1 protein-coding gene is annotated in these 778 nt (G+C 71.0%); it reads left to right on the top strand.

Features of this window, described 5'->3' with window-relative positions; translation table 11 throughout:
* Window positions 1–778, top strand: a 778-nt coding sequence (locus tag E1285_RS45210; RefSeq protein WP_132161053.1) for a polyketide synthase, incomplete at both ends; no start/stop codon positions are given.

The raw sequence follows: 778 nt of genomic DNA on the forward strand, positions 1-778 counted from the left end.
GTCGCCGACCTCTTCAACCCGGATCCGGATCAGCCGGGGACCACCTATGCCCGCGAGGGCGGCTTCATCTACGACGCCGACCGCTTCGACGCCGACTTCTTCAACATCAGCCCCCGCGAAGCCCAAGCCACCGACCCCCAGCAGCGACTCCTCCTCGAAACCGCCTGGGAGACCATCGAGAGCGCCCACATCGACCCGGCCGCCCTCCACGGCACTCGCACCGGCATCTTCGCCGGCATCTCCTCGCAGGACTACAGCTCCGGGCTCCCGGAACTGTCCAGCGCGTCAGAGAGCTACACGGGAACCGGCTCCTCGATCAGTGTGGCTTCGGGACGCATCGCGTATTCACTCGGTCTCGAAGGACCCGCCCTCACCATCGACACCGCCTGCTCCTCCTCCCTCGTCGCCCTCCACCTGGCCTGCCAATCCCTCCGGCAGGGAGAGTGCGATCTCGCGCTCGCGGGCGGCGCCACCGTCATGTCCAGCCCGGGTGCGTTCGTCGTGTTCTCGCGGCAGCGGGGCCTGGCGCGCGATGGCCGCTGCAAGCCCTTCGCGGCGGCGGCCGACGGCACCGGCTGGGGCGAAGGCGTCGGGCTCCTCTTGGTGGAGCGGCTCTCGGACGCGCAGCGCAACGGCCACCCGGTTCTGGCGATCGTGCGCGGCTCGGCGGTCAACCAGGACGGCGCCAGCAACGGGCTGACGGCGCCGAACGGGCCGTCCCAGCAGCGGGTCATCCAGGACGCGCTGGCCAGCGCCCGCCTGACCCCCGCAGACGTCG

The organism is Actinomadura sp. 7K507 (assembly GCF_004348425.1).
Classification (GTDB): domain Bacteria; phylum Actinomycetota; class Actinomycetes; order Streptosporangiales; family Streptosporangiaceae; genus Spirillospora.